24 protein-coding genes are annotated in these 24,659 nt (G+C 60.3%); 17 read left to right on the top strand and 7 right to left on the bottom strand.

The window, feature by feature from the left end; translation table 11 throughout:
- Positions 1-55: 55 nt before the first annotated feature.
- Together HGP31_RS30190 and HGP31_RS30185 are read right to left on the bottom strand one after the other, a co-directional pair.
- Complete coding sequence (locus tag HGP31_RS30190; protein ID WP_008066390.1) at positions 56-301, bottom strand: TIGR02647 family protein; 246 nt, start codon at positions 299-301, stop codon at positions 56-58.
- Positions 302-386: 85 nt separating this feature from the next.
- Positions 387-671, bottom strand: a complete 285-nt coding sequence (locus HGP31_RS30185; RefSeq protein WP_020799334.1) for a hypothetical protein — start codon at positions 669-671, stop codon at positions 387-389.
- A gap of 125 nt (positions 672-796) precedes the next feature.
- Here HGP31_RS30185 and HGP31_RS30180 point away from each other — a divergent pair, with 125 nt between their 5' ends.
- Complete coding sequence (locus HGP31_RS30180) at positions 797-1,456, top strand: glutathione S-transferase family protein (RefSeq protein WP_168759112.1); 660 nt, start codon at positions 797-799, stop codon at positions 1,454-1,456.
- 115 nt (positions 1,457-1,571) lie between these two features.
- Here the strand turns inward: HGP31_RS30180 and argH are convergent, their stop codons facing one another.
- Positions 1,572-2,966, bottom strand: coding sequence for an argininosuccinate lyase (gene argH / locus HGP31_RS30175; protein WP_033039373.1), 1,395 nt, complete (start codon positions 2,964-2,966; stop codon positions 1,572-1,574).
- A gap of 452 nt (positions 2,967-3,418) precedes the next feature.
- On the opposite strand from argH, the gene HGP31_RS30170 reads away from it, so the two are divergent.
- The 7 genes from HGP31_RS30170 to rsd all read left to right on the top strand — a co-directional run bounded on the left by HGP31_RS30170 (position 3,419) and on the right by rsd (position 9,826).
- On the top strand, positions 3,419-4,165 hold the full coding sequence (locus HGP31_RS30170; protein ID WP_020799331.1) for a LytR/AlgR family response regulator transcription factor: 747 nt from the start codon (positions 3,419-3,421) through the stop codon (positions 4,163-4,165).
- A 138-nt stretch (positions 4,166-4,303) separates the two neighbouring features.
- Positions 4,304-5,245: a hydroxymethylbilane synthase gene (gene hemC, locus HGP31_RS30165; RefSeq protein WP_020799330.1), complete on the top strand. Its 942-nt coding sequence runs from the start codon at positions 4,304-4,306 to the stop codon at positions 5,243-5,245.
- The gene (locus tag HGP31_RS30160) at positions 5,242-6,009 is read left to right on the top strand and encodes a uroporphyrinogen-III synthase (RefSeq protein ID WP_033039378.1); all 768 of its coding nucleotides are present in this window, start codon (positions 5,242-5,244) and stop codon (positions 6,007-6,009) included. The genes hemC and HGP31_RS30160 overlap by 4 nt, the downstream gene beginning before the upstream one ends.
- Positions 6,010-6,025: 16 nt before the next feature.
- Positions 6,026-7,174: a uroporphyrinogen-III C-methyltransferase gene (locus tag HGP31_RS30155; protein WP_020799328.1), complete on the top strand. Its 1,149-nt coding sequence runs from the start codon at positions 6,026-6,028 to the stop codon at positions 7,172-7,174.
- Positions 7,171-8,409 (top strand): heme biosynthesis protein HemY, encoded by a 1,239-nt coding sequence (locus HGP31_RS30150; protein ID WP_020799327.1) that lies wholly within the window; start codon positions 7,171-7,173, stop codon positions 8,407-8,409. Before HGP31_RS30155 ends, HGP31_RS30150 begins: the two co-directional genes overlap by 4 nt.
- Before the next feature lie 230 nt (positions 8,410-8,639).
- On the top strand, positions 8,640-9,191 hold the full coding sequence (locus HGP31_RS30145) for a disulfide bond formation protein B (protein ID WP_020799326.1): 552 nt from the start codon (positions 8,640-8,642) through the stop codon (positions 9,189-9,191).
- Positions 9,192-9,367: 176 nt separating this feature from the next.
- Positions 9,368-9,826 (top strand): sigma D regulator, encoded by a 459-nt coding sequence (gene rsd, locus HGP31_RS30140; protein ID WP_083349898.1) that lies wholly within the window; start codon positions 9,368-9,370, stop codon positions 9,824-9,826.
- Positions 9,827-9,887: 61 nt separating this feature from the next.
- Here the strand turns inward: rsd and HGP31_RS30135 are convergent, their stop codons facing one another.
- Positions 9,888-10,553, bottom strand: a complete 666-nt coding sequence (locus HGP31_RS30135; protein WP_168759111.1) for an FKBP-type peptidyl-prolyl cis-trans isomerase — start codon at positions 10,551-10,553, stop codon at positions 9,888-9,890.
- Positions 10,554-10,745: 192 nt separating this feature from the next.
- Here HGP31_RS30135 and HGP31_RS30130 point away from each other — a divergent pair, with 192 nt between their 5' ends.
- On the top strand, positions 10,746-11,885 hold the full coding sequence (locus tag HGP31_RS30130; protein ID WP_168759110.1) for an AlgP family protein: 1,140 nt from the start codon (positions 10,746-10,748) through the stop codon (positions 11,883-11,885).
- Here the strand turns inward: HGP31_RS30130 and HGP31_RS30125 are convergent.
- Entirely contained in the window at positions 11,882-12,346 is a 465-nt protein-coding gene (locus tag HGP31_RS30125; protein ID WP_168759109.1) for a TIGR02444 family protein, read from the bottom strand. The two genes, HGP31_RS30130 and HGP31_RS30125, sit on opposite strands and share 4 nt — an antisense overlap.
- A 50-nt stretch (positions 12,347-12,396) precedes the next feature.
- Here HGP31_RS30125 and HGP31_RS30120 point away from each other — a divergent pair, with 50 nt between their 5' ends.
- The 5 genes from HGP31_RS30120 to HGP31_RS30100 all read left to right on the top strand — a co-directional run bounded on the left by HGP31_RS30120 (position 12,397) and on the right by HGP31_RS30100 (position 18,345).
- Positions 12,397-14,307 (top strand): ATP-binding cassette domain-containing protein, encoded by a 1,911-nt coding sequence (locus HGP31_RS30120; RefSeq protein ID WP_008066418.1) that lies wholly within the window; start codon positions 12,397-12,399, stop codon positions 14,305-14,307.
- Entirely contained in the window at positions 14,307-14,888 is a 582-nt protein-coding gene (locus HGP31_RS30115) for a mechanosensitive ion channel family protein (RefSeq protein ID WP_020797242.1), read from the top strand. The genes HGP31_RS30120 and HGP31_RS30115 overlap by 1 nt, the downstream gene beginning before the upstream one ends.
- A gap of 228 nt (positions 14,889-15,116) precedes the next feature.
- Positions 15,117-15,749 (top strand): homoserine/homoserine lactone efflux protein, encoded by a 633-nt coding sequence (rhtB, locus tag HGP31_RS30110; RefSeq protein WP_151143718.1) that lies wholly within the window; start codon positions 15,117-15,119, stop codon positions 15,747-15,749.
- 138 nt (positions 15,750-15,887) lie between these two features.
- Positions 15,888-17,783: an FTR1 family protein gene (locus tag HGP31_RS30105; RefSeq protein ID WP_168759108.1), complete on the top strand. Its 1,896-nt coding sequence runs from the start codon at positions 15,888-15,890 to the stop codon at positions 17,781-17,783.
- Between the two features lie 106 nt (positions 17,784-17,889).
- Positions 17,890-18,345 (top strand): YaiI/YqxD family protein, encoded by a 456-nt coding sequence (locus tag HGP31_RS30100; protein ID WP_020797245.1) that lies wholly within the window; start codon positions 17,890-17,892, stop codon positions 18,343-18,345.
- Between the two features lie 117 nt (positions 18,346-18,462).
- Here the strand turns inward: HGP31_RS30100 and elbB are convergent, their stop codons facing one another.
- Positions 18,463-19,131 carry an isoprenoid biosynthesis glyoxalase ElbB gene (elbB, locus tag HGP31_RS30095; RefSeq protein WP_020797246.1) on the bottom strand — a complete coding sequence of 223 codons (669 nt, stop codon included), beginning with the start codon at positions 19,129-19,131 and terminating at the stop codon, positions 18,463-18,465.
- A 115-nt stretch (positions 19,132-19,246) separates the two neighbouring features.
- On the opposite strand from elbB, the gene HGP31_RS30090 reads away from it, so the two are divergent.
- The gene (locus tag HGP31_RS30090) at positions 19,247-20,482 is read left to right on the top strand and encodes a sterol desaturase family protein (RefSeq protein ID WP_168759107.1); all 1,236 of its coding nucleotides are present in this window, start codon (positions 19,247-19,249) and stop codon (positions 20,480-20,482) included.
- On the opposite strand, the gene HGP31_RS30085 is transcribed toward HGP31_RS30090, so the two are convergent.
- Positions 20,463-21,095: a DedA family protein gene (locus HGP31_RS30085; RefSeq protein WP_020797248.1), complete on the bottom strand. Its 633-nt coding sequence runs from the start codon at positions 21,093-21,095 to the stop codon at positions 20,463-20,465. The two genes, HGP31_RS30090 and HGP31_RS30085, sit on opposite strands and share 20 nt — an antisense overlap.
- Positions 21,096-21,302: 207 nt before the next feature.
- Here HGP31_RS30085 and hemB point away from each other — a divergent pair, with 207 nt between their 5' ends.
- Together hemB and ppk1 are read left to right on the top strand one after the other, a co-directional pair.
- The gene (hemB, locus tag HGP31_RS30080) at positions 21,303-22,316 is read left to right on the top strand and encodes a porphobilinogen synthase (RefSeq protein ID WP_168759106.1); all 1,014 of its coding nucleotides are present in this window, start codon (positions 21,303-21,305) and stop codon (positions 22,314-22,316) included.
- Positions 22,317-22,334: 18 nt separating this feature from the next.
- On the top strand, positions 22,335-24,557 hold the full coding sequence (gene ppk1 / locus HGP31_RS30075) for a polyphosphate kinase 1 (RefSeq protein WP_020797250.1): 2,223 nt from the start codon (positions 22,335-22,337) through the stop codon (positions 24,555-24,557).
- Positions 24,558-24,659: the final 102 nt, after the last annotated feature.

Raw genomic sequence — 24,659 nt, 5'->3', positions numbered from 1 at the left:
AAGTGCGCCCGCGGAAATCCTTGAGCAGGAGTTTCCGTGGGCGGTGCAGGGGAATTCAGGCTGTTTCTTCGGCTCTCAGAATGGTGAGCACGGTTTGCACGTTTTGCGCGGCATCACGACCCAGGCTGGTCAGGTAACCGCCATCAGGCTGGTCGATCAGTTCTTTTTCATGCAGGCGTTTGGCAGCGGCAATGTGTTTCGGGGCAGCGGTTTGATGAATTTTCAAACCTTCCTGGGAACTGTCCAGGTTGAAGAGTGCGAGGACTTCCAGTTCGGCAACCAACTCAGGGGTAAGCGACATAAGGACTCCAGACTTTCTAGGAATTTGGCGACAGCGTCCCTAAGGTGATCCCACTTGTGCGGCATGTCCAGTGTTCGTGACAGGGTTATTTCTTTTCCGGCGGCAACTCGGGCAGAGCCCGCAGCGCGGCTTCGTACCATTCGGTATTGAACGCGCGGTCTTCGTCGAGCATCGTGTCGATTTCTATGGCCAAAACGTGAGCCATCAGATTGAGGATGTCTTCGCGCTCGTAGCCCACCAGCGTCAGCTTGTTGAAGGTCGCTTTGGCAGCCGGCGGATTGTCGCTTTCGATCTGGTTCTCGATGGCTTCGGTCAGCGTGGTTTCGGCGAATTCTTCTTCGTCGTTATCGATATCGGTTGGCTCGGTCATGGCAGGCTCCTCTGGGAAAGTTCATCAGTTTAACTGCATTCAGCCGCGTGATGCTGCTGGAAAGAAAGCCCGGAGCATTCTATAAACAGGCACTGCCCACCCCCGCACAGCCTGGAGGCTATGTGATGCTCAAGCTTTATGGTTTTTCCGTCAGCAACTACTACAACATGGTCAAGCTGGCGCTGCTGGAGAAAGGATTGCCGTTCGAAGAAGTGCCGTTTTACGCGGGCACCAGCCCTGAGGCGTTGGCCATCAGCCCGCGCGGAAAAGTTCCGGTACTGCAGGCAGAGCAGGGATTCATCAATGAAACCAGTGTGATTCTCGAATACATCGAGCAAAGCCAGGGTGGCAAGTCATTGCTGCCAAGCGACCCCTTTGAGCGGGCGCAGGTGCTGGCGCTGGCCAAGGAGATCGAGCTGTATATCGAGCTACCGGCGCGTGCCTCTTATCCCGAAGCGTTTTTTGGCATGACGCTACCGGATGCGATCAAGGAAAAAACCAAGGCCGAACTATTGCAGGGTATTGCGGCGCTAGGCCGGCACGGAAAATTCAGCCCCTACGTGGCAGGCGAAAACCTGAGCGTGGCGGATCTTTATTTCCTGTACAGCGTGCCGCTGGCGTGCGGAGTAGCGAAGAAGCTGTTCGAGATCGATCTACTGGCTGAGCTGCCGGCAGCCAAGGCGCTGCTGGAGCGTCTGGGCGATAACCCGAATGTTCAGCGAATTGCGGCGGACAAGGAAGCAGCGATGCCAGCGTTCATGGCGATGATCGCGTCCAAGAAGTAGATTGTAGCGTTCTGAAATCAGTCATCGCGAGCAGGCTCGCTCCCACAGAATTTGATGTGTGAACACCATCCAATGTGGGAGCGAGCCTGCTCGCGAAGCTTTTAGCTTTTAGCTTTTAGCGGCTGGCGAGCAGTGCCTGACCGCGTGCTACGGCGGCCTTGACCTGTGCTGGCGCTGTCCCGCCGATATGGTTACGGGCATTGACCGAACCTTCCAGGGTCAGCACGGCAAACACGTCCTGATCGATCTGGTCGCTGAACTTGCGCAGTTCTTCCAGGCTCATTTCCGCCAGGTCCTTGCCGTTTTCCACGCCGTATTTCACGGCATGGCCAACGATTTCATGGCAGTCGCGGAAAGGCAGGCCGCGGCGTACCAGGTAGTCGGCCAAGTCGGTGGCAGTGGAGAAGCCGCGCAGGGCTGCTTCGCGCATCATCGCGTGCTTTGGCTTGATCGCCGGGATCATGTCGGCAAAGGCACGCAACGAGTCGCGCAGTGTGTCAGCGGCGTCGAACAGCGGTTCCTTGTCTTCCTGGTTATCCTTGTTGTAGGCCAGGGGCTGGCCTTTCATCAAGGTCAGCAGGCCCATCAGCGCGCCGAATACACGACCGCTCTTGCCACGTACCAGCTCCGGCACGTCAGGGTTTTTCTTTTGCGGCATGATCGAGCTGCCGGTGCAGAAACGGTCCGGCAGATCGATGAACTGGAACTGCGCGCTGGTCCATAGCACCAGCTCTTCGGAGAAGCGCGACAAGTGCATCATCGCGATGCTGGCCGCTGAGCAGAACTCGATGGCGAAGTCGCGATCGGACACGTTGTCCAGCGAGTTGCCGCCCACGGCGTCGAAGCCCAGAAGTTGGGCGGTGTATTCGCGGTCGATCGGGTAGGTGGTGCCGGCCAGCGCGGCGCTGCCCAGTGGCATGCGGTTGGTGCGCTTGCGGCAGTCGACCAGGCGCTCGTAGTCGCGGCTGAGCATTTCGAACCAGGCCAGCATGTGGTGCCCGAAGGTCACCGGCTGAGCCGTCTGCAGGTGAGTGAAGCCAGGCATGATGCTACCCGCTTCGCGCTCGGCCTGCTCCAGCAGGCCTTTTTGCAGGCGGGTGATTTCGCCGAGGATCAGGTCGATTTCGTCACGTAGCCACAGTCGAATGTCGGTGGCGACCTGGTCGTTACGGCTGCGGCCGGTGTGCAGTTTTTTACCGGTCACGCCAATGCGGTCGGTCAGGCGTGCCTCAATGTTCATGTGCACGTCTTCGAGGTCGACGCGCCAATCGAACTGGCCGGCCTCGATTTCACCCTGGATGGTCTTCAGGCCATCGATGATGCTGTCGCGCTCGGCATCGGTCAGCACACCGACCTTGGCCAGCATGGTGGCATGGGCGATCGAGCCCATGATGTCGTGGCGATACAGGCGCTGGTCGAAGGTGACGGAGGCGGTGAAGCGGGCGACGAAGGCGTCGACGGGTTCACTGAAGCGGCCGCCCCAGGACTGATTGGTCTTGTCAGTGCTCATGAATTCGCTCGTATCGGCTGTAGAAAGATGGCGTTGAAAGCTGCCGCGGATAATAACAGGGTTGCCAATCCTGTCGCTGGCACTGGTCGACTGGTTTTCATTGCCCAGGGTGTCAGAGCATGTGTGCGAACAATTTGCACAACGATATTTTTCAATTGAGCAATAACGTTCCGGCAACCGTCTACAGTTGGACAGTAGGATGAGCGCACTTCTCGGTGCGCAAGAGGACTATAAGAAGAGGGGGTGTTCATATTGCGTATCAGCAAACCCTGTGGCGATGTGTCGCCAAAGCGGGCCTGGGCCGCTAATCGCCCGGCAGATAAAAATTTAGCTGCCCGACCAGCGGCACTTTTTGACGCTCGCGCTAGTCTTAGCGTGGATCGCGGTGACGGACGTCACTTCACCTGTCTACGCTATCCTTGTGCGAGACTCACGCAGGAATCCAGCGCAATATGAATGTCCTGATCGTTGATGACGACCCCCTTGCCCGCGAGCGCCTGAGCCGAATGGTTGGCGAGCTCGAGGGATACAGTGTCCTGGAGCCCAGCGCTACGAACGGCGATGAAGCGTTGGCACTGATCGACAGCCACAAGCCGGATATCGTGCTTCTTGATATCCGCATGCCAGGCCTCGATGGCCTGCAAGTGGCTGCGCGATTGTGCGAACGTGAAACCCCGCCTGCCGTGGTGTTTTGCACGGGGCCCGATGAATTTGCCGTGGAAGCCTTACAGGCCAGCGCCGTAGGCTATCTGGTGAAACCTGTGCGAACTGAACAATTACATGACTCGTTGAAAAAAGCCGAACGGCCCAATCGTGGCCAGCTCGCCGCCCTGACTCGCCCTGCCGCCGAAAGTGGCAACGGCCCGCGCAGCCATATCAGTGCTCGTACCCGCAAGGGGATCGAGCTGATCCCGCTGGACCAGGTGGTCTATTTTATTGCCGACCACAAGTACGTGACCTTGCGTCACGAAAGCGGTGAGGTGCTGTTGGATGAGCCGCTCAAAGCCCTTGAAGATGAGTTCGGTGACCGTTTCGTGCGTATTCACCGCAACGCACTGGTCGCTCGCGAGCGCATCGAACGGTTGCAACGAACACCGCTGGGGCATTTCCAGCTGTTTCTAAAGGGCCTGAACGGCGATGCATTGATCGTCAGCCGACGCCACGTGGCCGGCGTGCGGAAAATGATGCAACAGCTTTGATTCGCTGGTTGCTGGCGGACTTCACACCCGATTGCCGGATATCCGGGGCCAGGGAGGCCGAGTAGTTTCTGATACAAGTCAAAGTGGATTTGGCTGAGCTGTTATTATCCGCCGTATCTATTCAGTACGGATTGATCCATGTCCTCTCGCCAGATCCGCATCGCCACCCGCAAAAGCGCTCTTGCCCTGTGGCAGGCCGAATATGTCAAAGCCCGTCTGGAACAGGCCCATCCGGGTCTGCTCGTGACCTTGGTGCCCATGGTCAGTCGCGGCGACAAGCTGCTTGACTCACCCCTGTCGAAAATCGGCGGCAAGGGCCTGTTCGTCAAGGAACTGGAAACCGCGCTGTTGGAAAACGAAGCCGACATCGCCGTGCATTCCATGAAAGACGTGCCGATGGACTTCCCCGAAGGTCTCGGCCTGTTCTGTATTTGCGAGCGCGAAGACCCTCGCGATGCATTCGTGTCCAACACTTACGCCAGCCTCGATGCATTGCCTGCGGGCAGCATCGTTGGCACGTCGAGCCTGCGCCGCCAGGCCCAGTTGCTGAGCCGTCGTCCGGATTTGGAGATCCGCTTCCTGCGCGGCAACGTCAACACGCGCCTGGCCAAGCTCGACGCTGGCGAATACGACGCCATCATCCTTGCGTCCGCCGGCTTGATCCGGTTGGGCTTTGAAGATCGCATCACCTCGGCCATCAGTGTCGACGACAGCCTGCCGGCCGGTGGCCAGGGCGCAGTGGGCATCGAATGTCGCACCGCCGACAGCGAAATCCACGCACTGCTCGCACCGCTGCATCACCAGGACACCGCGACTCGCGTGAGCGCCGAACGTGCCCTCAATAAACACCTCAATGGCGGCTGCCAGGTGCCGATCGCCTGCTACGCCGTGCTTGAGGGTGAACAGGTCTGGTTGCGTGGCCTGGTGGGAGATCCGAGTGGCGGCCTGCTGCTCAGTGCCCAGGCCCGAGCGCCGCGTGGTGACGCCGAGGCGTTGGGGGTGCAAGTGGCCGAAGACCTTTTGAGCCAAGGCGCCGCCGAAATTCTGAAAGCGGTCTATGGCGAGGCAGGCCACGAGTGACGGGCTGGCGCCTGCTGCTGACGCGTCCGGCGGATGAGTCGGCGGCGTTGGCCAGTCTTTTGGCCGACCAGGGGATTTTCAGCAGTAGCTTGCCGCTTTTAGACATAGTGCCGATCCCTGTCTCTGACACAATCTGCGAAGTGATCCGCGAGCTCGATCGCTACAGTGCGGTGATTGTGGTCAGCAAGCCCGCTGCGCGAATCGGCGTCGAACTGCTCGAGCGATTTTGCTCTCAAGCACCGCGTGTGAAGTGGTTTAGCGTCGGCTGCGCGACGGCACGGATTCTTCAGGATCACGGCATGGACGTGAGCTTTCCGGAGGAGGGCGACGACAGCGAAGCCTTGCTCGAGCTTGCGAGTTTGCGCGAGGCTCTCGCCGGGCCTGATCCGCGTGTGCTGATTTTGCGCGGGGAGGGCGGGCGTGAACTGCTGGCTGAGCGTTTGCGCGAGGCAGGTGCTAGTGTCGAGTATCTGGAGTTGTACCGCCGCGAGCTGCCGCAATACCCCTCGGCAGCCTTGGAGCAGCGGATCGAAACGGAACGCCTGAATGCACTGGTGGTCAGCAGTGGACAAGGTTTTGAGCACCTGCATCAATTGGCTGGCGATGCCTGGCCGCAGTTGTCGCGGTTGCCGTTGTTTGTACCAAGCCCCAGGGTCGCCGAGCTGGCACGTGCCGCCGGAGCCCAAACAGTTGTGGATTGTCGTGGCGCCAGCGCCACGGCATTGCTGACGGCGTTGCGGGAGTATCCCGAACCCGTTCTCTAATGCAAAGGATGGATACGTGAGCGAAACAGCCTTGCCAAAAGATGACGTCCGGCCAGTGCTTGAAGCGCCGGTTGATGAAATGCAGCCGCCACCTGCTGCGGTGCAGCGCCGCGGCAATGGGCTGGCCATCGTCGCGCTGCTGCTGGGCGCCGCCGGTGTCGCGGTGGGTGGTTGGGGGGTCTGGCAGGTGCGTCACCTGCAAGCGATCAACCAACAGCAGTTGGGTCAGGTGCAGGCGTTGAGTGACGAGGCGCAGAGCCTGAAACTCAATGATCAACGCCTAAGCGCGCGTCTGGAGCAACTGCCCGGCGCCGATGTGCTGGAAGAGCGCAGTCGGCTGGTGATTCAGCTTCAGGGTGATCAGCAGCGACTCAATCAACGCCTGGAAACCGTCCTCGGCGCCAGCCGCAAGGATTGGCGACTGGCAGAGGCCGAGCACTTGCTGCGTCTGGCCAGCCTGCGTCTTTCGGCCCTGCAGGACATCAGCAGCGCCCAAGCCCTGGTGCAAGGCGCCGATGAAATTCTCCGTGAACAGAATGACCCTGGCTCCTTTGCCGCTCGCGAGCAAGTGGCCAAGACCCTGGTGGCCCTGCGCAGCACCGAACAGCCGGATCGCACCGGTTTGTTCCTGCGACTGGGGGCGTTGCGCGACCAGGTGATCAACCTGACCGAGCTCGCGCCCGAGTACAAGGATCGCGGCGAATCCTTGCTGGGACTGACCGCCGATGGCGACGGCGCCAGCCGCTGGGCGCAATGGTGGGATCAGATCTCGCGCTACATCCGTATCGATTTCAACGCCGACAAGAATGTTCGTCCTTTGCTGGCCGGGCAGAGCCTGAGTCAGGTTCGCCTGGCGCTGAGCCTGGCGCTGGAGCAGGCGCAATGGGCTGCGCTCAACGGTCAGGCAGCGGTGTATTCGCAAGCACTGGCAGAGGCGCGGGATGTGCTCAAGGGCAACTTCAACCCGGACAATCCCCAGAGCAAAGTGATGCTCGAACAGGTAGCGGAACTGAGCAAGCAGCCGGTCTCCGTGGTCACCCCGGACCTGACTGGCACCCTGAGTGCGGTCCAGGGCTATTTGGAGCGGCGTAACGTCAACGCCGAGGACTCGATCAAGCCGCTGGCCAAACCTGCCGCGAATACCGCGCAGGAGGCCACCCCATGAAACGCCTCTATGTGATCGTGTTCCTGGCCATTGCGGCTGCGGCTGCGCTGGGCTTGGCCATCGCCGAGCATTCAGGCTACGTCCTGATCGCCTACAAGAGCTTTCGCTACGAATCGAGCCTGTGGGCAACCCTGGCCTTGATCGCCGTTCTCTGGCTGGTCTTCTGGGGCATCAAGGCGTTGATCGAACTGGTGACGACCTCCGGTGGCGTGGTCAACCCGTGGTCACGGCGCAATCGCAGTCGCCGGATCCAGGTGGCGATAGAGCATGGGCAGCTGGACCTGGCCGAAGGTCGCTGGGCCAGCGCGCAGCGTCATTTGCATCGGGCCGCAGAAGCCGAGCGCCAGCCGCTGCTTTACTACCTCGGGGCTGCGCGGGCCGCGAACGAACAAGGTCGATACGAAGAAAGTGACAATCTGCTGGAGCGTGCTCTGGAGCGTCAGCCCCAGGCCGAGTTGGCGATTGCCTTGAATCACGCGCAGTTGCAGACCGATCGTGGTGATACCGAGGGCGCCCTGGTGACCCTGCAGGCCATGCACGAGCGTCATCCGCATAACGCACAGACGCTGCGTCAGTTGCAGCGCCTGCATCAGCAGCGAGGTGATTGGTCGGCAGTGATTCGCTTGCTGCCTGAGCTGCGCAAGGACAAAGTCCTGCCAGCGGCTGAACTGGCCGAACTGGAGCGTCGAGCCTGGGGTGAGAACCTGTCCCTGGCGGCGCATAAGGACGTGGAAGGGGCGCTCGGTTTACAGGCGCTCGATCGCGCGTGGCAACAGCTGACTTCGGCTCAGCGCCAAGAGCCGCAATTGGTGCTCGCCTATGCCGAGCAACTGCGGCAACTGGGGGCCCAGGTGCAGGCCGAAGAAGTCTTGCGCACGGCGCTGAAGCGTAACTATGACAGTCATCTGGCGCGCCTTTATGGATTGGTACGCGGCAGTGACCCGGCTCGCCAGTTGCAACTCGCCGAGGGCTGGCTCAAGGATCATCCGACAGATCCTGGCCTGTTGCTGACGCTGGGTCGCCTGTGTCTGCAAAGCAGCCTGTGGGGCAAGGCCCGGGATTATTTGGAAAGCAGTCTGCGGGTACAGCGCAACCCGGAAGCATGCGCCGAACTGGCCCGCCTGCTGGCACAGATGGGAGACACCGAACGCAGCAACCAGCTATTCCAGGAAGGCCTGGGCTTGCTCGATGAGCGCTTGCTGGCGGCACCGTTGCCGGTGTTGGCTCGCGTTTGACCACTGAGTGAAGGATCGCTCGAATGGGCGATCCGCTGCTCCAGAGTCTGTCGGAATTCTCCCTTCACAATCCCGCTTCAGCAAAGTCCTACAGACCATTGCATCTTATCCTCCGATGCCTGTCGGGATTTCCTAACGTATTTGCTGAAGTGTCTGCATCTGCCCGCCTTGTAAGGGTTGCGCAGTTTCCACTACCGTAGCTGTCGGACTCTTATTGTTACGGAAACGCCATGTCGTTGGCCTGCCCCCGCTCCCTGTTTTTCACTGTGTTCATCGCAGGCGCCCTGGCCTTGGGCGTTTCCTATTACCTGGAATATGCAGTCGGCCTCCAGCCATGTGGCTTGTGTCTGTTGCAGCGGGCTTGCCTGGCGCTGTTGACCGGTTTGAGCCTGATAGCTTCGGTGCACGGTCCCGGTCGCCTGGGGGCCTTTGTGTATTGGCTGCTCGGGCTGTTCTGCGGCCTGTTGGGCACATTCACGGCCTGGCGCCAGGTGTTGCTGCAAAGCGACCCAGTGCATCAACTTTCCGCCTGCTCGCCCGACCTTGCCGAGGTATTTACCAGCGCCCCGTGGTTACGGGTTGCGCAGCAGTTGTTCCAGAGTGCCGTCGACTGCCCGCGGATAGCCTGGACGTTGTTCGATTTGAGCATTCCGGAATGGAGCCTGCTGTTCTTCGTAGCGGTGATGATTCCGGGAATTTATCAGCTCATTGGCCTGGCCTTGAGCGCCAGCAGACGACCGCTCGGCGGCGAGTCGTCGCATCGGGTGCTTGCCAAAGATTAAACACTTGTATGAACTTTATCGTCTGAGTACCTTGAAGCCACCGTCGTGCGGGCATAATCTGGCCCGCACGTGTCATTGGATTTATGTTGCTCGATGACGCTCTGCCTGGTCGATCTTGATTCTCAAGTGTGTGACAGGTGTAGAGCAGCATGACCCACAAGGGAAGAGAGACCGCCATGCTCGAAAGTTGTCAGAATGCTCAGGAACGTTGGGGTGGAGTTCATCTGCTGATTGACCGCTGGTTGCAGGAGCGTAAAGAGCTGATCGATGCGTACGACAAGCTCGGAGCAAAACCTGAGGCACTGTCCGAGAACCGCAAGCCCTTGCAAGAGTTCTGCGGCGTCCTGGTCGATTACGTATCCGCCGGCCACTTCGAGATCTACGAACAATTGACGGGGGAGGCCAAGGCCTTCAACGACAAGCGTGGCCTGGAACTCGCCGAGACCATCTACCCACGCATCGACGTCATCACCGAGAAGCTCCTCGCGTTCAACGACCTGTGCGATGCCGGGAAGTGTGTTGCTGATGAGTTCAAGACGCTGGGGGGCTTGCTGCATGAGCGCTTCGAACTGGAAGACTGCCTGATCGAAGTGCTGCATACCGCTCACAAGGAAGAAGATTCGGTTCAGGCCTGATCGTTCTCCCCGCAAAACATGAAAACGGTGCGCCATGGCGCACCGTTTTTCGTTTGTGCTTTCAGCTGGAGGCGTCGCGCAATTCGACTTCGAATACCAGGGGAGTGAAGGGGGCGATCAGGTCGCCGGCACCGTCGGCGCCATAGGCCTGCGATGATGGAATCACCAGGCGCCATTTGGCACCGACTGGCATGTTTTGCAGCGCGCTGCGCCAGCCGCTGATCACGCTATCGAGACTGAACCATTGCGGTTGATTGTTTTGGTCGAACACTGTGCCGTCAGGAAGTCTCCCGATGTAAAGCACCTGGACCTTTGCGTTTGGTCCGGCCTTGGTGCCGTTACCCGGTGCCAACTCGGTCAGCAGGATTCCATCCGCCAATTCGCGAACGCCAGGTTTGGCTTTTTCCTTGGCGAGAAAGTTTTGCTCGTTTTCCAGCGCCAACGTGTTTTGCGGCGCAGGCGTCTGCATGCTCACCCGCGCTTCGTGCTCGCTCAGAATCTGTTCGATCTGCTCGTCCTTCAACGCCAGTGGCTTGCCTTGATAGGCCTGCTGCAATCCGTCGACCAGTGCCTGAATCTGCAAGTCAGGAACCTCTTGGCGCAAGCGCTCGCCGAGACTTGCTCCCAGGCTGTAAGCGAGATCGTGAGCGTCTTTTTCCGGGTTTTTTTCGGCGGCTTGGGCTACGGAAAAAAACACGCAAAACGATAAAAACAGGTAGCGCGACATCGACACTCTCCAGCCTGGGATGCGGCCGATTATGCCAGTGCGAATGCATTCAAAGGTGAACTGCTTTTGCGCCAGCGCAGAACATTTTCAGTTCGTTGCAACGCAGCGCTTTGGATACTGTCAAGATGCCCTAGCGGCGGTAGCAGCAGAGGTCTAGTATGAGCCGCACTCACCCCAGCCAGGAGGTAAACCATGTCGGCCACCAAGAAGCCTGTAAGTACTCCGTTGCACCTGCTCCAACAACTCTCGGGCAGCCTGCTCGAGCATCTGGAAAACGCTTGTTCCGAAGCTTTGGCTGATGCTGAAAAATTGCTCGCCAAACTGGAAAAGCAGCGCGGAAAAGCGCAAGAGAAACTGCACAAATCCCGCACCAAATTGCAGGACGCAGCGGCGGCCGGAAAGGCCAAGGCGCAAGCCAAGGCCAAGGGCGCGGTGAAAGAGCTCGAGGACCTGCTTGATGCACTCAAGGATCGTCAATCGGAAACTCGCGGCTACATCCTGCAACTCAAGCGCGACGCCCAGGAAAGCCTGAAACTGGCCCAGGGTGTTGGTCGCGTTCAAGAGGCTGTCGGCAAGGCGTTGTCCCTGCGTTCGGCCAAGCCAGCTGCGGCTCCTGCGAAGAAAGCCGCTGCCAAACCGGTTGCCGCAAAAGCACCGGCCAAGCCTGCCGCCAAACCTGCCGCCAAGGCACCGGTGAAAGCCGCAGCCAAACCTGCTGCAACCTCTGCAGCGAAAAAACCTGTCGCGGCCAGTGCTGCAAAACCGGCTGCTAGAACCGCTGCTGCCAAACCTGCTGCCAAGCCAGCTGCTGCCAAAACAGCGGCCGCGAAACCGGCTGCCAAACCGGCCGCCAAAACCGCCGCTGCGAAACCTGCCGTAGCCAAAACCGCAGCCGCCAAACCAGCCGCTAGAACTGCCGCTGCGAAACCGGCTGCCAAACCTGCCGTGGCGAAAACCGCTGCCAAGCCTGCTGCAAAACCAGCGGCCAAACCGGCGGCGAAAGCAGCTGCGAAACCTGCTGCAAAACCAGCGGCTAAAACCGCTGCGGCCAAACCAGCCACCGCCGCAAAACCTGCCGCGGCGAAACCGGCAGCAAAACCCGCCGCTGCAAAGCCAGCAGCAAAACCGGCAGCGAAACCAGCAGCGAAACCTGCCGTGAAAAAACCGACCGCTGTTGCCAAGCCGGCTCCGGCCCCTGCTGCCAAGCCAGCGACGCCAGCGCCATCCGCTTCGGCTGCTCCTACGCCGACAGCAACAACCTCGACAGCCTCCACCGCGCCAACGCCAGTGGCACCGTCGAACTCCAGCACCAACCCAACCAGCGCTTCTTAAGTGCCGGTTACCGCGACGCGCAGCTGATGCAGCGCGTCGCGGTGCAGGTGGGCGGCATCTGCCGTCACACCTTCCAGCCAGATCGCCAGGTCGGTCGCGACACCGTGCGGCCAATCCCGAGACGATCGCTCCAGGCGCAACAGCAGATTTCTCTCGGCCTCCAATTCTAGTGCCTTGACCTGTTCGCGCAGCAAGTGCAGCTCGGCATCCTGTTCGGCGGCAACCTTCCATTGCACGCGCAGCGCCCGCAACGGTTGCACGACATCGACGTCCCAGGCTTGTGCCACACCGCGAAGTTTCTCCAGGCGCTGTTCATCGCAGGCGATACCCCGCTGTCCCAGCCATGCCGCGCACAGCAGCAGACACACGCTGACGCCGGCCGCCTGCATTTGCAGGCATGCCTGTTCAACGCCCGGACGGGCATAAAGGGACAGGGAAAAGCTCCACAGGTCAGAGGACATAGTGCTACTCGCGCTAGTTGCGAGCGAAGCTGGTAGACTCCGCCGCCATTATGATTCGACTTCAGAACCTGACTTTACAGCGTGGCCCGCAACGTCTGCTAGAAGACGCCGAGCTGACCCTGCACGCCGGCCAGAAAGCCGGCCTCATCGGTGCCAACGGCGCCGGCAAATCGAGCCTGTTCGCCTTGCTTCGGGGTGAGCTGCACCCGGACTCGGGCGATTGCTTCCTGCCGGCCGACTGGCGTATCGCCCACATGCGCCAGGAGGTCGACACGCTCGAACGCCTGGCGGTCGACTACGTGCTCGATGGCGACTTGCGCCTGCGCCAGGTGCAACGTGACCTGGCGGCAGCCGAAGCGGCCCATGACGGTGCCGCACAGGCCCGCTACCACTCCGAGCTGGACAGCGCCGACGGGTACACCGCTGACGCAAGGGCGCGCAAGCTGCTGGCCGGCCTGGGCTTCACCAACGAGCAGATGGATCGCCAGGTCGGCGATTTCTCCGGTGGCTGGCGGATGCGCCTGAACCTGGCGCAGGCCTTGATGTGTCCTTCGGACCTGCTGTTGCTCGACGAACCGACTAACCACCTGGACCTCGACGCCATCATCTGGCTCGAGGAGTGGCTCAAAAGCTATCCTGGCACCTTGATGCTGATTTCCCACGACCGGGACTTCCTCGATGCCGTGGTCGATCACGTGGCTCACGTCGATCAACGCAAGATCACCCTCTATCGCGGCGGCTACAGCGCCTTCGAGCGTGCCCGAGCCGAACGCCTGGCCCAGCAACAACAGGCCTATGAGAAGCAGCAGGCGCAACGGGCGCACATGGAAAGCTACATCGCCCGCTTCAAGGCCCAGGCGACCAAGGCCCGCCAGGCCCAGAGCCGGATCAAGGCCCTGGAGCGCATGGAAGAGCTGACGGCGGCGCACGTCGACTCGCCGTTCGACTTCGTCTTCCGCGAGTCGCAGAAGATTTCCAGCCCGCTGATCGACCTGTCTGATGCCCGCCTGGGTTACGGCGAGAAAACCGTGCTGGAGAAGGTCAAGCTGCAACTGACTCCCGGTGCGCGCATCGGTTTGCTTGGCCCGAACGGCGCCGGTAAATCGACCTTGATCAAAAACCTTGCCGGTGAGCTCTCGCCTCTGGCGGGCCGCTTGACCCGTGGCGAAAATACCGTCGTTGGTTACTTCGCGCAGCACCAGCTTGACTCCCTGGATGCCAAGGCCAGCCCGTTGCTGCACTTGCAACGCCTGGCGCCAACCGAGCGCGAACAGACCCTGCGTGACTTTCTCGGGGGCTTTGACTTCCGCGGCGCGCGGATCGACGAGCCTGTACTGAATTTCTCCGGTGGCGAAAAGGCGCGCCTGGCGCTGGCGCTGATTGCCTGGGACCGGCCGAACCTGTTGCTGCTCGACGAACCGACCAACCACCTGGACCTGGAAATGCGCCTGGCGCTGACCATGGCCTTGCAGGAATTCAGTGGTGCGGTACTGGTGGTCTCCCACGATCGCCATTTGCTCAAAAGCACTACCGACAATTTCTATCTGGTGGCAGACGGCAAGGTCGAAGAGTTCGACGGTGACCTGGAAGACTACACCCGCTGGCTGGTGGAGTATCGCCAGCGCAATGCGCCGGTCAGCAACACCCCGGTTAACCCGGACAAGACCGACAAGAAAGCCCAGCGTCAGGCTGCCGCTGCATTGCGCCAGCAACTGGCGCCGCACAAGCGTGAGGCTGACAAGCTCGAAGCCGAGCTGGGCAAGCTGCACGAGAAACTCGCGAAGATCGATGCCAGCCTTGGCGACAGCGATATCTACGAGCCGATGCGCAAAAACGAGTTGCGTGACTTGCTGGCCGAGCAAGCCAAGCTGAAGGTGCGCGAAGGGGAGCTGGAAGAAGCCTGGATGGAAGCCCTGGAACTGCTGGAAAGCATGCAGGCGGAGCTGGAGGCGCTGTCCTGATGGAGGCGTTCAAGCTGCCGCTGCCAGCGATGTGGATCGAGCCGATCTGGCTCGCTGTGCAAATCCTGCTGATCCTGTTGGCTGGCTACATCGCCCAGCGTTTCGTTGCCAAGTGCCTGACCCGTCTCGGTGAGCGCTATCCGTTTCCGCCGCAGTTGCTGATGCCGCTGCGCGGCGGCCTGCGTTGGCTGATCATGGGCAGTGCATTGATTTTTGTGCTGGAGCGCCTGGGGGTTTCGGCCACGGTGCTCTGGACCGCGCTGTCGGGATTCGTCGCGGTGGCGGCGGTGGCGTTTTTCGCCATGTGGAGCGTGCTCTCCAATCTGTTGTGCGCGATCCTGATCTTCACAGTCGGGCCGTTTCGCCTGGGCGATGTGGTCGAGTTGGTGGACACCACCGACAAGCCCGGCGTCAAAGGCCGGGTAGTGGCGATCAATCTGCTGTACACCACGTTGATCGAGGCTGAAGAGCTGGGTACTGGTAGCGCGATGGTGCAGGTGCCCAACAGTTTGTTCTTCCAGCGATCGGTGCGGCGTTGGCGCGGGACTGACGTGTTTCCTTCCAGCGGGTTTGAAAAGTAGGCCTTCTGTTGCCTGATACACCGCCTTCGCGAGCAGGCTCGCTCCCACACTCGACCAGGTTCAACCAGGAGAGACGCAAGCCAAGGTGGGAGCGAGCCTGCTCGCGAAAGGGACCTAAAGGCATACAACGCTGGTCGGCAGTCGCCACTTCCTTCAAAAAATCGGTAGTCATCCACCCAAAGCCGCATTAGCTTAGACATCTGTCACGAGTCCGAGTCGAGGTGTGCAATGGAGCTTCAAACATGGCTGGCGTTTTTTGCCGCCTGCTGGGTGATCAGTCTTTCTCCCGGTGCCGGCGCCATTGCGTCGATGTCCAGTGGCCTGCAGTACGGTTTCTGGCGCGGCTACTGGAACGCCCTGGGCTTGCAGTTGGGCCTTGCTGTGCAGATTGCCATTGTTGGTGCCGGTGTCGGCGCGATTCTCACGGCGTCGGCCACTGCTTTCCATGCGATTAAATGGTTCGGTGTGGCCTACCTGGTTTATCTCGCCATCAAACAATGGCGTGCGCTACCCAGCGATATGAGCGATGACGCGGCGATCCGGCAGATTGGCAAGCCAATGGCCCTGGTGTTCCGAGGCTTCCTGGTGAACATCAGCAACCCCAAGGCGTTGGTGTTCATGCTGGCGGTGTTGCCTCAGTTCATTGATCCGCACGCGCCACTGCTGATCCAGTACGTGATCATCGGTGTCACCATGGTCTGCGTGGACCTGATCGTCATGGCCGGTTACACCGGTTTGGCTTCGAAGGTGCTGCGTATGTTGCGCACGCCGAAACAGCAACGGCGCATGAACCGTACCTTTGCCGGGCTGTTCATTGGCGCGGCGGCGTTCATGGCCACCCTGCGTAAAGCCACGGTTTAAGCATCAAGCACAAAAAAGGCGACCTCTTCAGGTCGCCTTTTGCGTTTATGCGCTGTCGTGCAATCGACGACAAAGCTTGAGTGAAACTGATTGGGAGTGAACAATATGTTACTTCGTATTTCCAATTGAGATTCGTTCATGATTGCCCCGTCCCGATTCCTGGCCTGGCTGTTAGCGCCGGTGTTTGCCCTGTGCAGCTTTAATCTGCTGGCCGACACCGTGGAAGGCGCTCCGCAAGCGCTGCACTTGCTCGATTACCTCGGCGCGGACTATCCGCAAGCAGTGCAGGCAGGCAAGGTCGTCAACGAATCCGAATACCGCGAACAGCTGGAGTTTGTCCAGGTGTTGCAAGGCTTGATCGCCGGCATGCCGGCCAAACCGGAAAAAGCCGGGCTGGAGCAGGGCGTCAGCGCGCTGCGCGAGGCGATCTCCGCGCGTCGGGACGGTGCGGACGTTGCCCGCCAGGCTCGGCAACTCGGCGCAAAATTGGCCGTGGCCTATGAAGTCAGCCAGGCGCCGATCATTACCCCGGACCCGACTCGCGGCGCGCCACTGTACGCCCAGCATTGTTCGGTGTGCCACGGCGAAACCGGCGCTGGCGATGGTCCGGCGGGTGTGGGGCTAACCCCAGCGCCGGCCAATTTGCGAGATAACACGCGCCTGGATCACCTGAGCCTCTACGCGATCTACAACACACTGGGCCTGGGGGTAGAAGGCACCGATATGCCGGCTTTCGGCGATCAGCTCGATGATCGTCAGCGTTGGGACCTGGCAACCTATATCGCCAGCTTCAGCGCCGATCCTCAGGCCGCCAGTAGCGACAAGACCTACAACATTGCCGATCTGGCCCGTCAGACGCCGGCCGAAGTGCAGGCCGCCGACGGTCCGCAAGGCGCAGCGACTTTCCGCGCGCAACGGGCTCAGCCGCCGCAAGCCAAGCGTGGCCCGGCGCAGTTGCTCGACTACACCGCGACTACCCTGGACAAGAGCGTCGCGGCCTACCGCGCAGGCGATCACGATCAAGCCTACGACCTGTCGGTAGCGGCGTACCTGGAAGGCTTCGAGCTGGTCGAAAGCTCCCTGGACAACGTCGATGCCAACGTGCGCAAAGACACTGAAAAGTCGCTGATGGCTTACCGTCAATCATTACAGGATGGCCTGCCGGTGGAGCAGGTGGAACAGCGCCTGGAGGCGGCCAAGGCCAAGTTGAAAGCGTCTGCCGGATTGTTGGGCAGCGATGGTTTGAGCTGGTCGCTGAGCTTCATTTCCGGCCTGCTGATTCTGTTGCGCGAAGGCCTGGAAGCCATCCTGGTGCTGGCGGCGATTCTCGCCTTCCTGCGTAATACCGGCCAACAGTCGGCGGTACGAAGTGTCAATGTCGGTTGGGGCCTGGCCCTGTTGGCCGGTCTGGGTACCTGGGCGCTGGCGGCGTATGTGATTGATGTCAGCGGCTCGCAGCGTGAGTTGCTGGAGGGTGCAACGGCCCTGTTCGCCAGCGTCATGGTGTTGTGGCTCGGTGTGTGGATGCATGACCGTCGTCATGCCGCGGCCTGGCAGGATTACATCAAGAGCAGCCTGGTGGGCGGTGGTGGACGTTTCGGTTTTGCGATCCTGGCGTTTTTCTCGGTGTATCGCGAACTGTTCGAAGTGATCCTGTTCTATGAAACCCTGTGGTTGCAGGCTGGCCCTGCGGGCCATGACGCAGTACTGGCCGGTGGTGCGACGGCGCTGGTGTTGTTGGTAGGCCTGGCCTGGGTGATCCTGCGCGGCTCGGCGAAACTGCCGTTGGCGCTGTTCTTCAGCATCAACGCCGGCCTGCTCTGTGCCTTGTCGGTGGTGTTCGCCGGGCATGGCGTGAAGGCGTTGCAGGAAGCCGGTATCTTCGGCACGCGGCCGGTGCCGTTCTTTGAGTTCGATTGGTTGGGGATTCATGCGGATGCGTATTCGCTGAGTGCGCAGGCGGTGGCGATCGTTGCGATCGTTGTGTTGTATGGTCGTAGTCGTGTGGCTGAAAAGCGGCGGGTTACGGCTTAACAGCATTCGCTTCGCTCATATTCGCGAGCAGGCTCGCTCCCACAGGATTTGCGTATAACCTGTGGGAGCGAGCCTGCTCGCGAAGCTTTTTAGAGAGGACAAGAACATGCGCGTATGGATCGATGCCGACGCCTGCCCCCGGGCGGCCAAGGACCTGGTGGTGAAGTTCGCCCTCAAGCGCCAGTTCGAAGTAGTGCTGGTGGCCGGCCAGCCACAGATCAAGCCCGGCCTGGCGCTGGTGAAGTTGATCGTGGTGCCAAGTGGCCCTGATGCGGCCGACGACTACCTCGTGGAGCACGCGGTACCTGGTGAGCTGGTGATCTGCAGCGATGTGCCGCTGGCCGACCGCTTGGTGAAAAAAGGCGTTGCTGCGCTGGACCCGAGGGGCAAGGAGTTCGATGCGCAGAACATGGGCGATCGCCTGGCCGTGCGCAACCTGTTCACCGATTTGCGCGAACAGGGGCAGATGAGTGGCGGGCCAGCGCCGTTTGGTGAGCGGGAAAAGCAGGCGTTTGCCAATGCGCTGGACCGGATCCTTACAAGGCTGACCCGCCAAGCTTGAACCTTGTAAAGAACCCTGTGGGAGCGGGCTTGCTCGCGAATGCGGTGTATTAGTCACCCTCATTGTTGAATGACACACCGCTTTCGCGAGCAAGCCCGCTCCCACATTTAATCGATGTCAGGCGTCGTTTTCGTGGGTCAGTTCGAGCACCCGGTCGACCAGTTTGTTAATGCCCGAAGCCGCTTCGCTGATCGATTGCGCCAGCATGTAGGCCGGTGTCGTCACCAGTTTGCGCGCCTTGTCTTCGACGATATCGCTCACGGCACATTCCTTGTGGGTGGCGCCCATCTTGTTCAGGGCCGCTGCCGTTTCTGCGTCGTTGCCGATGGTGCATGTCACGCCGGGACCATAGATTTTCGCCGCCAGGGCAGGTGAAATGCAGATCAGGCCGACCGGTTTGCCGGCCTCGGCAAAGGCTTCGGTCAATGCCAGGACATCCGGTTGCACCGTGCAGCCAGTACCTTCGATGGCAAAGTTGGAGAGGTTCTTGGCCGAGCCGAAGCCGCCGGGAATGATCAGTGCATCGAACTCCTCGGCGTCGGCTTCGCGGATATCCTTGATCTCGCCGCGGGCTATACGGGCAGACTCCACCAGCACATTGCGCGACTCGGGCATTTCTTCGCCGGTCAGGTGGTTGATCACGTGCAGCTGCGCGATATTCGGGGCAAAACACTGCACCTGCGCGCCACGCTGGTCCAGGCGCAGCAGGGTCACCACACTTTCGTAAATCTCGGCGCCGTCGTATACGCCACAACCGGAAAGGATCACTGCAACTTTTTTGCTCATGGGCTTTTCTCCAGATTCATGGCGTTAAATGTCCACTAATTTGTCACTCGTTGCCATAGGGATAATTCGAGGCTACACATAGGATCTGTCCTCAAGATTCCGACCAGGGCGCGTCATGGACTTCATTCTGTATGCGGTGCCGTTTTTCTTTGTGCTGATCGCTGTCGAGCTGCTGGCCGACCGTTGGCGCGGGGTCAGCAACTATCGGCTGGCGGACGCGATCAACAGCATCAGCACCGGTGTGCTGTCGACCACCACCGGCCTGCTGACAAAAGGCGTAGGGCTGGTGACCTATGCGTTCGCCCTCAAGCACCTGGCACTGTTCGAGCTCTCGCCCGACAGCATCTGGGTCTGGGTGTTTGCCTTCGTCTTTTACGATTTCTGCTACTACTGGCTGCACCGCATGGGCCACGAGCGCAACATCCTCTGGGCCGCGCATTCGGTGCATCACCAGAGCGAGGACTACAACCTCTCCACCGCCTTGCGCCAGACCAGCACCGGATTCCTCCTGAGCTGGATCTTCTACCTCCCCATGGCCGTCGTCGGTGTGCCGTTGCTGGTGTTCGTCAGCGTCGCGGCGCTTAACCTGCTGTACCAGTTCTGGGTGCATACCCGGCACATTCCCAAGCTCGGCTGGTTCGAGTGGTTTTTCGTCACGCCATCCAATCATCGGGCTCACCATGCACAGAACGCTCTCTACATGGATCGCAACTACGGCGGTGTGTTCATTATTTGGGACCGTCTATTTGGCTCTTTCCAGGAAGAAGACGACAACGAGCCAGTGATTTTCGGCGTAACAACACCGCTGGCGAGCTGGAACCCGGTGTGGGCCAACGTGCAGTTCTACGCACAGTTGTGGGCGGATGCGCGGCGCGCCGAAAGTACCTGGGACAAGCTGCGGATCTGGTTCATGCGCACCGGCTGGCGACCGGCGGACGTGGCGGCCAAGTACCCGATGAACAAGCCGGACCTGAGCCAGTTCCGCAAATTTGAAGTGCCGTTGGACGGGCGTCAGCAGCTCTACGTGCTGTTACAGTTCTGCGTTTATATCGCGTTAGGCAGCTATTTGATGAACCTCGCGCCCAATCTGTCGACGGCCGCGTTGGTGTTGGGCTGGGGAGCTGTGGCGCTGGGCCTGTTCGTGCTGGGCGTGGCCCTGGAGAATCGCCCGTGGGCGCTGAAGCTGGAGTTGCTGCGGCTGGCATCGAATGTGCCACTGGTATGGCTGGCGCCGCTGGTGGGGCTGTGGCCGGCCAGCGCGGTGGGCTGGGTCGGCCTGCTCAGTTACAGTCTGATCAGCGGTATCGGGCTCTACTGCTGCAGAAACCGTTTTACTCGATTGGCGTCTTAGGGTTGCCGGCATTGTGCTGTTGGGCTTTCAGGGCTTGCTCGTCGGCATAGATCTGCCTGGCCAGGCGAGCATTCTTGAACCGGCGGCGCAGCCACAGGCCCAACCCGAGGACGAGCAGGGCACCGAGCACCCACAGTTCGTATTTCTTGATGCTGCCGAGCATCCCTTCCAGTACCGCGCCAAAGTGATAGGCCGCCGCCGCCAGTGCGGTGGCCCAGATCGCAGCGCCAATTCCGTTGAGCAGCAGATAACGGCCCGGCGGATAGCCAGACAGGCCGATTGCCACCGGCATCACGGTGCGCAGGCCATAGACGAAGCGAAAGCTCAGGACCCAGATATCCGGATGCTTGCGAATGTGCTCGAGCGCCCGATCACCCATTAACTGCCAGCGCGGCTTGCGTGCCAGCAGCTTGCGCCCGTGCTTGCGTCCCAGGAAGTACCACAGCTGATCGCCGGCATAACTGCCGAAGAACGCCACGACCACCACCAGGTTGATGTCCATGTATCCACGGAACGCGAGGAAGCCCGCGAGCACCAGGATGGTTTCGCCTTCGAAGAATGTGCCTAGAAATAGGGCAAAGTAGCCGAAGTCATGCAGAAATTGTTGGAGCATTGTCTGGGTGCTGGCGAAATGAACGCGCAGCCTAACCCTTCGTACACATTCAGGAAAGTGTCCAAATGTGTCTCGACGTGAACATTTCCTACAAGGACAATGGAATGCGGCTACCTGTCACAGGTTGCACACAACTGTCATGTGATCGTCATAATGGCCGCTTATAACTGTCACGCTCGCCCGTCCGCGCGGGCTCAGGAGTCTGCCGTGAGCTTTACCCCCGCCAACCGCTTGTTCCCCGCAACCCGCCTGCGCCGCAACCGTCGCGATGATTTTTCGCGTCGACTGGTCCGTGAAAACGTGTTGACCGTCGATGATCTGATCCTGCCGGTGTTCGTACTGGACGGTGAAAACCGTCGCGAAACGGTGGCCTCGATGCCGGGCGTCGAACGCCTGACCATCGATCTGTTGCTGGAAGAGGCAGCCAAGTGGGTCGAGCTGGGCATTCCGGCGCTGGCGCTGTTCCCGGTGACACCTCCAGAGCTCAAATCGCTGGATGGCGCCGAAGCCTGGAACCCCGAAGGCATTGCCCAGCGCGCCACCCGCGCCCTGCGTGCACAGTTTCCTGAGCTGGGCGTGATTACCGACGTCGCGCTGGACCCGTTCACCACCCACGGCCAGGACGGCATTCTCGACGAAGAAGGCTATGTGCAGAACGACATCACCGTCGACGCACTGGTCAGGCAAGCCCTGTCCCATGCCGAAGCTGGCGCCCAGGTGGTTGCGCCTTCGGACATGATGGACGGTCGCATCCAGGCTATCCGCGAGGCCCTCGAAGTGGCCGGTCACGTCAACGTACGGATCATGGCCTATTCGGCGAAGTACGCCAGCGCCTATTACGGCCCGTTTCGCGATGCGGTCGGTTCGGCACTGAACCTGGGCAAGGCCAACAAGGCCTCCTATCAGATGGACCCGGCCAACAGCAACGAAGCCCTGCACGAAGTGGCGGCTGACTTGTCAGAAGGCGCAGACATGGTCATGGTCAAGCCAGGCATGCCCTATCTGGACATCCTCTGCCGGGTCAAAGAAGAATTCAAAGTGCCGACTTTTGTTTATCAAGTCAGTGGCGAATACGCCATGCACATGGCGGCGATCCAGAATGGCTGGTTGAGCGAAGGGGTTATCCTCGAATCCCTGACCGCTTTTAAACGCGCAGGTGCTGATGGCATCCTGACATATTTTGCCGTTCGTGCTGCTCAACTGTTACGAGAGCAACAATAGCCCTCCCAGGAACATTCGATGAATACCGAAGTACTCACTGAAGTTGCCGTAAAAGACGCCCAGCCTGTGGTGGAGCAAGTCGACGAGACCCCGCCGGAGCTGGAGCCAGCTCCGCCCGCGGCGGTCGTCGAGACCGCTGTGGCAGCGCCAGCGATTGCCATTCCCGGCCTGGATGACAGCAGCCTGTACATCCACCGCGAGCTGTCGCAACTGCAGTTCAACATCCGCGTGTTGGAACAGGCACTGGACGAGTCATACCCGTTGCTGGAGCGCCTGAAATTTCTGCTGATCTTCTCCAGCAACCTGGACGAGTTCTTCGAGATTCGTGTCGCCGGCCTCAAGAAGCAGATCACCTTCGCCCGGGAGCAAGCGGGTGCCGACGGCTTGCAACCGCACCAGGCCCTGGCCCGCATCAGTGAACTGGTACACGGTCACGTCGATCGTCAGTACGCGATCCTGAACGACATCCTGCTGCCGGAGCTGGAAAAACATCAGGTCCGCTTCATTCGTCGCCGTCACTGGACGACCAAGCTCAAGACCTGGGTGCGCCGCTATTTCCGTGACGAGATCGCCCCGATCATCACCCCGATCGGCCTCGACCCGACGCACCCGTTCCCTTTGTTGGTGAACAAAAGCCTTAACTTCATCGTCGAGCTCGAGGGTATCGACGCCTTTGGTCGCGACTCCGGCCTGGCGATCATCCCGGCACCGCGCCTGCTGCCGCGGGTGATCAAGGTGCCGGAAGAAGTCGGCGGCCCTGGCGACAACTATGTATTCCTGTCGTCGATGATCCACGCTCACGCCGATGACTTGTTCCAGGGCATGAAGGTCAAGGGCTGCTATCAGTTCCGCCTGACCCGAAACGCCGACCTGGCGCTGGACTCGGAAGATGTCGAAGACCTGGCGCGTGCCCTGCGCGGCGAGCTGTTCTCCCGTCGTTATGGCGACGCGGTGCGATTGGAAGTCGCCGATACCTGCCCGAAACACCTGTCCGACTACCTGCTCAAGCAATTCAACCTCAGCGAGAGCGAGCTTTATCAGGTCAACGGCCCGGTGAACCTGACGCGTCTGTTCAGCATTACTGGCCTGGACAGCCAGCGCGAGCTGCAATACACACCGTTCACCCCGCAGATTCCGAAACTGCTGCAGAACAGCGAAAACATTTTCAGCGTGATCAGCAAGCAGGACATCCTGTTGCTGCACCCGTTCGAGTCGTTCACTCCGGTGGTCGACCTGCTGCGCCAGGCCGCCAAGGACCCGCACGTATTAGCGGTGCGTCAGACCCTGTATCGCTCCGGCGCCAACTCGGAAATCGTCGATGCGTTGGTGGATGCGGCGCGTAACGGCAAGGAGGTCACCGCGGTGATCGAATTGCGCGCGCGGTTCGACGAAGAGTCCAACCTGCAGCTGGCCAGCCGTCTGCAAGCGGCCGGTGCGGTGGTGATCTACGGTGTGGTCGGCTTCAAGACCCACGCCAAGATGATGCTGATCCTGCGCCGCGAAGCGGGTGAGATCGTGCGTTACGCCCACCTCGGTACGGGTAACTATCACGCCGGCAACGCTCGCCTGTATACCGACTACAGCCTGCTGACCTCCGACGACGCCCTGTGCGAAGACGTCGGAAAACTGTTCAGCCAGTTGATCGGCATGGGCAAGACGCTGCGCATGAAAAAGCTGCTGCATGCGCCGTTTACCCTGAAAAAGGGCATGCTCGACATGATTGCCCGCGAAACCCAGTTCGCCCTCGAGGGCAAGCCGGCGCACATCATCGCCAAGTTCAACTCGCTGACCGATCCGAAGATCATCCGCGCGTTGTACAAGGCCAGCCAGTCGGGTGTGCGCATCGACTTGGTGGTGCGTGGCATGTGCTGCCTGCGGCCGGGCATCGCCGGGGTGTCGCACAATATCCATGTGCGCTCGATCATCGGTCGCTTCCTGGAGCACACCCGGGTCTTCTATTTCCTTAATGGCGGCGAAGAGCAGATGTTCCTCTCCAGCGCTGACTGGATGGAGCGCAACCTCGACAAGCGCGTCGAGACTTGCTTCCCGGTAGAGGGCAAGAAGCTGATCATGCGGGTCAAGAAAGAGCTCGAGCTGTACCTCACCGACAACACCCACAGCTGGAGCCTGCAGTCGGACGGCCGTTACATCCGCAATACACCGACCGGCAACCAGAACCCGCGCAGTGCGCAGGCTACCTTGCTGGAGCGGTTGGGTAGCCCGATCCTGGCGGTTCGGTAACACCGGCACGAGGTAAAAAAATGGCGATCCCTTTGGATCGCCATTTTTGTTTCCACCCTGTAGGAGCTGCCGCAGGCTGCGATCTTTTGATCTTGTTTTGAA

The organism is Pseudomonas umsongensis (assembly GCF_012647205.1).
Lineage (GTDB): Bacteria > Pseudomonadota > Gammaproteobacteria > Pseudomonadales > Pseudomonadaceae > Aquipseudomonas > Aquipseudomonas umsongensis.
Note: the sequence above shows the minus strand (reverse complement) of the source record. Positions and strands in the feature narration are given on the sequence as shown.

Excerpts from the sequence above, each read along its gene's own strand:
- HGP31_RS30190 (WP_008066390.1), bottom strand. The coding sequence starts at position 301 with ATGTCGCTTACCCCTGAGTTGGTTGCCGAACTGGAAGTCCTCGCACTC.
- HGP31_RS30185 (WP_020799334.1), bottom strand. The coding sequence starts at position 671 with ATGACCGAGCCAACCGATATCGATAACGACGAAGAAGAATTCGCCGAA.
- HGP31_RS30180 (WP_168759112.1), top strand. The coding sequence starts at position 797 with ATGCTCAAGCTTTATGGTTTTTCCGTCAGCAACTACTACAACATGGTC.
- argH (WP_033039373.1), bottom strand. The coding sequence starts at position 2,966 with ATGAGCACTGACAAGACCAATCAGTCCTGGGGCGGCCGCTTCAGTGAA.
- HGP31_RS30170 (WP_020799331.1), top strand. The coding sequence starts at position 3,419 with ATGAATGTCCTGATCGTTGATGACGACCCCCTTGCCCGCGAGCGCCTG.
- hemC (WP_020799330.1), top strand. The coding sequence starts at position 4,304 with ATGTCCTCTCGCCAGATCCGCATCGCCACCCGCAAAAGCGCTCTTGCC.
- HGP31_RS30150 (WP_020799327.1), top strand. The coding sequence starts at position 7,171 with ATGAAACGCCTCTATGTGATCGTGTTCCTGGCCATTGCGGCTGCGGCT.
- HGP31_RS30145 (WP_020799326.1), top strand. The coding sequence starts at position 8,640 with ATGTCGTTGGCCTGCCCCCGCTCCCTGTTTTTCACTGTGTTCATCGCA.
- rsd (WP_083349898.1), top strand. The coding sequence starts at position 9,368 with ATGCTCGAAAGTTGTCAGAATGCTCAGGAACGTTGGGGTGGAGTTCAT.
- HGP31_RS30135 (WP_168759111.1), bottom strand. The coding sequence starts at position 10,553 with ATGTCGCGCTACCTGTTTTTATCGTTTTGCGTGTTTTTTTCCGTAGCC.
- HGP31_RS30130 (WP_168759110.1), top strand. The coding sequence starts at position 10,746 with ATGTCGGCCACCAAGAAGCCTGTAAGTACTCCGTTGCACCTGCTCCAA.
- HGP31_RS30125 (WP_168759109.1), bottom strand. The coding sequence starts at position 12,346 with ATGTCCTCTGACCTGTGGAGCTTTTCCCTGTCCCTTTATGCCCGTCCG.
- HGP31_RS30120 (WP_008066418.1), top strand. The coding sequence starts at position 12,397 with ATGATTCGACTTCAGAACCTGACTTTACAGCGTGGCCCGCAACGTCTG.
- HGP31_RS30115 (WP_020797242.1), top strand. The coding sequence starts at position 14,307 with ATGGAGGCGTTCAAGCTGCCGCTGCCAGCGATGTGGATCGAGCCGATC.
- rhtB (WP_151143718.1), top strand. The coding sequence starts at position 15,117 with ATGGAGCTTCAAACATGGCTGGCGTTTTTTGCCGCCTGCTGGGTGATC.
- HGP31_RS30105 (WP_168759108.1), top strand. The coding sequence starts at position 15,888 with ATGATTGCCCCGTCCCGATTCCTGGCCTGGCTGTTAGCGCCGGTGTTT.
- HGP31_RS30100 (WP_020797245.1), top strand. The coding sequence starts at position 17,890 with ATGCGCGTATGGATCGATGCCGACGCCTGCCCCCGGGCGGCCAAGGAC.
- elbB (WP_020797246.1), bottom strand. The coding sequence starts at position 19,131 with ATGAGCAAAAAAGTTGCAGTGATCCTTTCCGGTTGTGGCGTATACGAC.
- HGP31_RS30090 (WP_168759107.1), top strand. The coding sequence starts at position 19,247 with ATGGACTTCATTCTGTATGCGGTGCCGTTTTTCTTTGTGCTGATCGCT.
- HGP31_RS30085 (WP_020797248.1), bottom strand. The coding sequence starts at position 21,095 with ATGCTCCAACAATTTCTGCATGACTTCGGCTACTTTGCCCTATTTCTA.
- ppk1 (WP_020797250.1), top strand. The coding sequence starts at position 22,335 with ATGAATACCGAAGTACTCACTGAAGTTGCCGTAAAAGACGCCCAGCCT.